General features: G+C 66.4%; 8 protein-coding genes and 1 riboswitch. All 8 genes read right to left on the bottom strand.

What is annotated here, in order from left to right:
* Positions 1-371 precede the first annotated feature (371 nt).
* Positions 372-995, bottom strand: coding sequence for a GTP pyrophosphokinase family protein (locus tag Q0588_RS04495; RefSeq protein ID WP_298744134.1), 624 nt, complete (start codon positions 993-995; stop codon positions 372-374).
* Positions 992-1,906 carry a hypothetical protein gene (locus Q0588_RS04490; RefSeq protein ID WP_298744133.1) on the bottom strand — a complete coding sequence of 305 codons (915 nt, stop codon included), beginning with the start codon at positions 1,904-1,906 and terminating at the stop codon, positions 992-994. Before Q0588_RS04490 ends, Q0588_RS04495 begins: the two co-directional genes overlap by 4 nt.
* A gap of 229 nt (positions 1,907-2,135) precedes the next feature.
* Positions 2,136-2,528: a type II toxin-antitoxin system VapC family toxin gene (locus Q0588_RS04485; RefSeq protein ID WP_298744132.1), complete on the bottom strand. Its 393-nt coding sequence runs from the start codon at positions 2,526-2,528 to the stop codon at positions 2,136-2,138.
* Positions 2,525-2,779, bottom strand: coding sequence for a type II toxin-antitoxin system prevent-host-death family antitoxin (locus Q0588_RS04480; RefSeq protein WP_298744131.1), 255 nt, complete (start codon positions 2,777-2,779; stop codon positions 2,525-2,527). The genes Q0588_RS04485 and Q0588_RS04480 overlap by 4 nt, the downstream gene beginning before the upstream one ends.
* Before the next feature lie 141 nt (positions 2,780-2,920).
* Positions 2,921-4,849, bottom strand: coding sequence for a phosphomethylpyrimidine synthase ThiC (gene thiC, locus Q0588_RS04475; protein WP_298744136.1), 1,929 nt, complete (start codon positions 4,847-4,849; stop codon positions 2,921-2,923).
* Positions 4,850-5,023: 174 nt separating this feature from the next.
* A riboswitch (TPP riboswitch) is annotated at positions 5,024-5,132 on the bottom strand.
* A 39-nt stretch (positions 5,133-5,171) separates the two neighbouring features.
* Complete coding sequence (locus tag Q0588_RS04470) at positions 5,172-5,549, bottom strand: hypothetical protein (RefSeq protein ID WP_298744129.1); 378 nt, start codon at positions 5,547-5,549, stop codon at positions 5,172-5,174.
* A complete protein-coding gene (locus Q0588_RS04465; RefSeq protein WP_298744127.1) occupies positions 5,549-6,379 on the bottom strand; it encodes a TIGR02587 family membrane protein in 831 nt (276 codons plus the stop codon). Before Q0588_RS04465 ends, Q0588_RS04470 begins: the two co-directional genes overlap by 1 nt.
* A gap of 210 nt (positions 6,380-6,589) precedes the next feature.
* Positions 6,590-7,207 (bottom strand): TetR/AcrR family transcriptional regulator, encoded by a 618-nt coding sequence (locus tag Q0588_RS04460; protein ID WP_298744125.1) that lies wholly within the window; start codon positions 7,205-7,207, stop codon positions 6,590-6,592.
* Positions 7,208-7,423: the final 216 nt, after the last annotated feature.

Below are 7,423 nucleotides of genomic sequence, written 5' to 3'. Positions count from 1 at the left end.
CAGGATACCGCCGACGAGGACGTGCACGCGTCGGTGGCGAACGGGAAAGCCCTCCCCCTCGACGGGGGAGGGTTGGGTGGGGGTGGTGGCGCGGAGTTTGGTACGGCCCGCTGAAGGGCGCCGACGCCGCCCGCGTCCTCTCCGGACGCAGCCTGCCCTCACCCCATCCCCCGACCCCTTCCCCGTCGAGGGGAAGGGGAGAGGCGCGCGCGGGATCAACGGCGTGCCGGCGGTGGTGGTGGAGGGGAAGGGGCTGATTTCGGGCGGGCAGCCGGCCGCCGTCTTTGAAGAGGCGTTGAGGGGGATTTGGCGGGAGGGGTGAGTGCGCCTCGGCGCGATCAATTCCGCTTAGCGTGAATGGCTAGGATTCTCTACTCTGTACGGCGCGCAGAAAGCTGCTCAAAGATGTCAGCGAATGCCTTGTCCGCGCCCCATGCTTGGGCCGATGCGAATGCGAGTGCCCGCTTATCGTCACGGGATAGTTCACCGAGCAGAGGCTTGTAGCCTACATCATGGCTAGCTTCTGACCATGCATGCTGAAAAACCGTTTTGATCTGAAGTTCAAAGAAGCCAGGGATTAGTGTTTTATCCCAAGCGTCATCGAGTACATCGTCTGGTATTAGCGACACAAAATGTCGTCCAAAATAACTGAACTCGTAGACGGCCTCTGGTTCGATGTCCCTATCCTCGACGTATCTAAAATGGGCTGCCGCCAATTTTGCAGCTGTTTCCACGTCTTGCTTGAATAGAACGACGACTCGAGCTCCAACTTGGTCCTGAATCTGTTCTAAAGGCTCTCGGTATTTTTCGCTTCCGTCATCAAGCTTCGCTGCCGCCTTAGCGACAAATCGGTCTATCGATTTCGGCCTTGCCGAAATTCTATCAATCCTTGCGACTCCACCGAAAATATCCCGAAGATAGGACTCCAAGTTCATCGCCAAAGGAGTCAAGACGTCTTCGTAGCGCCTTGCATAGGTTTCTTTGACATCCGTCATGATATGCCGCCACGCCGCAGGCGTTCATTTATGATGTGGCCGGTGACACTGAATCTTTCTTCGCCGTCTGCCAGTTCCTCTCGGTCAACTAGCTCGTCAAATTCGCTAGCCGAAGCGGCAATCAGCACTCCAGTGTCGAGCTGGACCGTACGGTACGCTACCTCCTCATCGAAGACGGCTACGTCCAGCGTGAATTGTTGAGCTGCAACAGCTACGTTAGGCAGGTGCGCGGTAATGGCCGCCCGCGCGGGGGCGGACAGATTATATCTGTCACAGAAGCCGGTAACGCTTGTTGGCTGACCAGCCATCCCGCGCGCCAAAGTGGCAGCGGCAACAAGTTCTTGTTTGAGCTCTAGATTATCAACAGAGCTAATCGCTTTCTTAAGGGCAACAGCTAAGCGGCGGGTGCCCTGTGCAGACGTGGTCCGGAAATCAGAGAGCAGGAAACCGTGAATCCAATATTCCGGAGTAGGAAGAGAGCGACTGGAAATCTGCTTATCGACCGCCCGTCCGTCCCAAAAACGTTCAAGGGAAGCGTGCTGATAGACAGCAGCCTTGTATGAGAATGCGCTTCTCATGAAAACGCGCTCGAGGAACTGGACGTCCAGACGCCCGGCATTCTCCTCGGCCAAGATTCCGGTGTTGGTTGGGTATCGGGAAATGACTAGTCGGTGATCTTGCCCCTCCCGACCATACATGAGGACGAGTAGGCCCTGCTTGGATCGGTTCGTCGTGTGCTCTCTCAGACGATTTGCGATCAATCGACCCGCATCAAGTGATCGGTTCCGAACGTAGCTAAGGATCAGATCACGGCAGTGATTTTGCTGAGCTCCGCCGTTAGGAACGAACGCAATTTCGATGTCACATTCAGCGTCCGATTTTTCGTAGACGCTGTTCAGAGTGTCGAACAACTTTCCATTAAGTGCTACGTCGATGCCGCCGATATTCCTCTGATCATCACCGGGTGCATGAGGATGCACAAGGAATGTGTGAATTGACTCAATCGGCATAAGACAGACCCCACCCGAACACATCATTCTCGCAACCCATTCCGATTGTGACAAGGCTTTCGGTTGTGATCGAGCAGCTCTCCGGTCAAGTCCGAGGGGGACGACCTATGAAGATCGACGGCCGCCCCCCTCACACCGCCGCCACCAGCGCCCCATAGGCCGTCATCGCCGCGTCGTGGGTCAGCAGCCGCATCGGCTCGGTCATGGCCTGGGCGATCAGCATGCGGTCGAACGGGTCGCGGTGCAGGGGCGGGAGGGTGTCCAGCGCCTCGGCATGGGCGGCGGTCAGCGCGAGTTCGGTAAAACCGGCCAGGCGGAATTCCGCGTGGGCCTGGCGCGCGTCCACGAGGATGGGGTCGGGGCTGGCCGGGCCTCGCGCGTGCTTGACGGCGATCTCCACGAGGCTGATGGAACTGAAAAACACCCCGTCCGCCGACACGATCAACCGGACCGCCTCGCGCGACAGTTTCGGGCTGCCCTTCACGCTCCAGAGCGCGATGTGGGTGTCGAGCAGAACCCTCACTTCGGCTCGGGGCCTTCGCCGTAGAACAGCCGGTCGATATAGTCGTCGTCGGCCCTGGGATCCTCGGGCATGGACGGCCAGCGGTCCTTCGCCAGGCCGAAGACGATCTTCCGCCTGGTCGCGATCGGCACCAGGCGGGCGGCCGGCTTGCCGTTGCGGGCGATGAGGATTTCGGACTCGGCGCCGCTTTCGACCGCCTGAACCAGTTGAGACAGGCGGGTCTTGGCGTCGAGCATGTTGACGGTGGTCATGGCGGGGGCTCCTGCGCCTGACCAAGATTAGCTAATGTGGGGCGGGAATTCAAGGTTTGGGGTGAGGCGGACCCCTCCACCCTCCTTCGGATGCTCCCCTCCCCATTCGCCAGGCGGCGAACAGGGAGGAGACGGGTGGTGTCAGACCTTGACCTCGATCTCCCCGCCCCCGGCGCGGAATTTCGCGCTCATCTCCGCCATTCCGGCCTCCGCCTCGGCCTCCGCCAGGCTCCCCCCCGCGTCGTTCTGCGCCTGGGCGTCCCGGCGGATGTCCTGGCTGATCTTCATCGAGCAGAATTTCGGGCCGCACATGCTGCAGAAATGGGCGGTCTTGTGGGCCTCTTTCGGCAGGGTGGCGTCGTGGTATTTGCGGGCCGTCTCGGGGTCGAGGCCGAGGTTGAACTGGTCTTCCCAGCGGAACTCGAACCGGGCGCGGCTGAGGGCGTCGTCGTGCAGGCGGGCGGCGGGGTGGCCCTTGGCCAGGTCGGCGGCGTGGGCGGCGATCTTGTAGGTGATGACGCCGTCCTTGACGTCCTGGCGGTCGGGCAGGCCGAGGTGCTCCTTGGGCGTGACGTAGCAGAGCATGGCCGTGCCGAACCAGCCGATCATGGCCGCGCCGATGGCGCTGGTGATGTGGTCGTAGCCGGGGGCGATGTCGGTGGTCAGGGGGCCGAGGGTGTAGAAGGGCGCCTCGTGGCAGTGCTTCAGCTGCTCATCCATATTGGCCTTGATCTTGTGCATCGGCACATGGCCGGGGCCCTCGATCATGACCTGGCAGCCGTGGTCCCAGGCGACCTTGGTCAGCTCGCCGAGGGTGCGCAGCTCGGCGAACTGGGCCTCGTCATTGGCGTCGGCGATGCAGCCGGGGCGCAGGCCGTCGCCGAGGCTGAACGACACGTCATAGGCCCGCATGATGTCGCAGATGTCCTCGAAATGCTCGTAGAGGAAGGACTCCTTGTGATGCGACAGGCACCATTTGGCCATGATCGAGCCGCCGCGGCTGACGATGCCGGTGACGCGGTTGGCGGTCAGGGGCACGAAGGGCAGGCGCACGCCGGCGTGGATGGTGAAATAGTCGACGCCCTGTTCGGCCTGTTCGATCAATGTGTCGCGATAGACCTCCCAGGTCAGGTCCTCGGCGACGCCGCCGACCTTCTCCAGCGCCTGGTAGATCGGCACGGTGCCGATGGGGACGCTGGCGTTGCGGATGATCCAGTCGCGGATGTTGTGGATGTTGCGGCCGGTCGACAGGTCCATGACGTTGTCGGCCCCCCAGCGGGTGGCCCAGACCAGCTTGTCGACCTCGTCGTCGACGCTGGAGAGGACGGCGCTGTTGCCGATGTTGGCGTTGATCTTCACCAGGAAGTTGCGGCCGATGATCATCGGCTCGACCTCGGGGTGGTTGATGTTGTGCGGGATGATGGCGCGGCCGCGGGCGATCTCGGAGCGGACGAACTCGGGGGTGACGAAGTCGGGGATCTCGGCGCCGAAGGGTTCGCCGTCTCTTGGGGTGTGGGGTGTGGGGGGTGGGGTGTGGGGGAGAGGCACGGTCGAGCCGTCGGCCAGGGTGACATGACGCGGACCCTCCACACCCCACACCCCATCCCCCACACCCTGTTCCCGGCGCAGGTTCTCGCGGATGGCGACATATTCCATCTCGGGGGTGATGATCCCGGCGCGGGCGTATTCGAGCTGGGTCACCGGCCGGCCCGGGGCGCCCCTGAAGACCTTGTGCCGGGAGGTGTCGAAGCGGGGGGCGAGGTGTTTGCCGCTGGCGTGGCCGTTGTCCTCGGGCCGGACGTCGCGGGGGTTCAGGACGGGGGCGATGTCGCCGCGGTCGAGCTGCCAGGATGATTTCACCAGCGGCAGGCCGCGCTTGATGTCGATGGCGACGGTCGGGTCGGTGTAGGGGCCGGAGCTGTCGTAGAGGGTGACGGGGGGCTCATTGGCCGACGGGTGGACGGCGACCTCGCGGAAGGGGACGCGGATGTCGGGGAAGAGCTCGCCGGCGACATAGACCTTGCGGCTGCCGGCGCGCTCGCCGGTGGGGATGGTTCCGGTCTCGCGCATGACCTGTTCGCGGGCGTCCTTGAGAGGGAGGCTATCGCTCGCGACGCGGTCGCTCGCTGCTTGAGCCTCGGACGCTTTGGGCGGGGTGACGACGATGTTCATGGCGGCCTCGGTGTTGAGGGCGCCGGCGTCGGTCCCCGCTTTCGCGGGGATGACGAGACCCCCCGCTTGCGCGGGGATAGCGTGGTCTCATCCCTTCGCCGGCATGACCCGGATCAGGTTCGACGGGTCAGGGGATCACCCCAATCTCAGCCGCTCAGGCGCGACCCCCCGGAGAACGGCCCCAGTCCTACGCCTGTGAGGCGCGGGGTTCAATCGCGGATCAGGGCTCGGACCAGCCGGAGACGGAGACCCCGGCCGCGCGGGGGTCGGCGTCGAAGGCGAGGGTGACCCGCTCCTCGCCGTGGGCGGGGACGTAGTCGAGGGTGGCGCGGGCGGTCTGGTCGCCGAGGCGGCCCTCGACCTCGACGGCGGCGGCGGTCTCGCCGCCGAGGTTGCGCACCTCGACCTCGGCCAGCCAGCGGCCGCCGGCGGGGCGGACCTCGGTCAGCCGGGCCTCGAGCCGGGCGGGCTCGCGGGCCCCGAAGGCCTCGAGCAGGGTCACCGCCAGCACGGCCAGCACCAGCAGCAGGCCGAGGCCGCCCATGATCCATTCGAGCCGGGCGGGCGGGGGCGTCCCGGCCTTCCTGCGCGCGGCCATCAGACCAGCAGCCGGGCGGCGGCGGCGCCGATCGCGCCGGGGAAGGACAGCACCACGACCGCGTCGACGATCTCGGCCAGGCCGTGGCCCTGGGTGCGGCCGAACACCCACAGGACGTAGAGGCTGGTCAGCAGCACCAGGCCGTAGCCGGCCAGGGTGAAGTGGACGAAGGCGGCGAACGGGCGGTCGTGTTCCTCCTGCCCGGCGAAGCCGACCTTGTAGACGATGGCGTGCATGACCAGCAGGGAGGCCGCCATCAGGCCGGCGACGTGCAGGGGGCTCATGCGGTAGGCGATCAGGATCATCTCCTCGGTCGGGGCCATGTTGAGGGCCAGGAACAGGGCGCCGGCCACCATCAGGAACAGCTCGCCGGGGTAACGGGCCTGCTCCTCGTCGCCGACCTCGGTCCCGCCCTCGCCGAGCTGGCGTCCGGCCAGCAGGGCGCCCATGGCCCCGGCGACGGCCTGCAGGACCAGCTGGCCGGCGATCTGGCGCGGCGCGGCGCCGGGCTCGAGCACGCCGAACAGGGCCAGCACGGCGGCGGCCACGAGGAAGCCGACGGCGAGGGCGACGAGGGTGTCGAGCAGGGCGTGGCCGAGGCCGTGATGGCGGGCGCTGAAGCCGGCGTAGAAGCCCAGGCCGACCAGTAGCGGCAGGGCCACGAGCAGGAAGACGGCCAGCCGCGCCGGCTCGAGGATGAAGCCGAACCACCACATCTCCATGGTCATCAGCAAGGGCAGGCTGAACAGCAGGGCGCCGCCGAAGGCCCGGCCCAGGTCGCGGGCGTAGGCGCGTTCGCGGCCGCGATCGAAGGCGAGGCTGGCGCTCATGAAAACGGCAACGCCTGAAGGGGCGGTCGGGGTTCCGCACAGGGTCCCGCGAAGCGGGTTCATCACGGCGACCACAACGAGAACCACGACGAACACGACGGGGTCGGGGCGTGATTGCGAACCCGTCGTGCCCGTGGTGAGACCCGTTGTGTTCGTTGTGATGAACCTTTCAACTCACCACGAAAACCACGGGGCCCGCTTCGCGGGGGTCTATTCCGGAAACGCCACCAGCAGGGCGTCCAGGGCCGCCTCGATGCGGGCCCAGCCGGCCTCGTCGAGGGCGACGCCGCCGACGCCGGGGCGGGCGCCGCCGCTGAGGGCGAGGTGCTGGACCGCGGCCAGCAGCACGGCGTTGACGGCCACGGCGTCGCCGGCCGGCGGGGTGCGCAGCCGCGGCCGGCGCTCGCGCATCCACGCCTGCAGCACGGCCGAGCGCTCGGCCTCGATGCGGTTGAGCAGGGGCGAGGACTCGACCAGGGCCCAGGCCATCAGGCGCAGGGTCAGCGGACTGCCGCGCAGGGCCCCGAGCCAGGCCGACAGGCTCTCGCGGGCGAAGCCGCGCAGCGAGTCGGTCCCGGAGGCGGGGACGGCGTCGAGCGAACGGACCAGGCCGGCGTGGGCGCGGGCGGCGATGCGGGCCACGACGCCGTCGGCGCCGTCGAAATAGCGGTAGACCAGCTTGCGGTCGCAGCCGGCCTCGGCGGCGAGGGTCTGGACGTTGAGGCCGGGGAAGCCGTCGCGCAGCAGGATGCGCTCGCCAGCCTCGACGATCAGGGCCTCGGTGGCGGCGCGGTCGCGCAGGCGCGCGGGGGCAGGCGATTCGGCCATGCGGACAGGATGTAGGGTCCAGGTTCCAGGGTCTAGGGGCTAGGGGCTAGGGGCTAGGGGCTAGGGGGAGGCGGTGTCGGGCGGCCGAGCCGAACAGAGGCGGAGCCCGAGCCCCTAGACCCTGGAACCTAGAACCTGTCGGAGAAGGTAGCGGCCCGGCCTGCGTCGGGGGGGCGTGGCAGAGGCCGGGCCGCTGGTGGACTAGTCGAGCGCGCA

The organism is uncultured Brevundimonas sp., assembly GCF_937870815.1.
GTDB lineage: Bacteria > Pseudomonadota > Alphaproteobacteria > Caulobacterales > Caulobacteraceae > Brevundimonas.
The sequence above is the reverse complement of the archived record's forward strand: the minus strand, read 5'-3'. Positions and strand labels throughout refer to the sequence as shown.

Excerpts from the sequence above, each read along its gene's own strand:
- thiC (WP_298744136.1), bottom strand. The coding sequence starts at position 4,849 with ATGCGCGAGACCGGAACCATCCCCACCGGCGAGCGCGCCGGCAGCCGC.
- Q0588_RS04460 (WP_298744125.1), bottom strand. The coding sequence starts at position 7,207 with ATGGCCGAATCGCCTGCCCCCGCGCGCCTGCGCGACCGCGCCGCCACC.
- Q0588_RS04465 (WP_298744127.1), bottom strand. The coding sequence starts at position 6,379 with ATGAGCGCCAGCCTCGCCTTCGATCGCGGCCGCGAACGCGCCTACGCC.
- Q0588_RS04495 (WP_298744134.1), bottom strand. The coding sequence starts at position 995 with ATGACGGATGTCAAAGAAACCTATGCAAGGCGCTACGAAGACGTCTTG.
- Q0588_RS04480 (WP_298744131.1), bottom strand. The coding sequence starts at position 2,779 with ATGACCACCGTCAACATGCTCGACGCCAAGACCCGCCTGTCTCAACTG.
- Q0588_RS04470 (WP_298744129.1), bottom strand. The coding sequence starts at position 5,549 with ATGGCCGCGCGCAGGAAGGCCGGGACGCCCCCGCCCGCCCGGCTCGAA.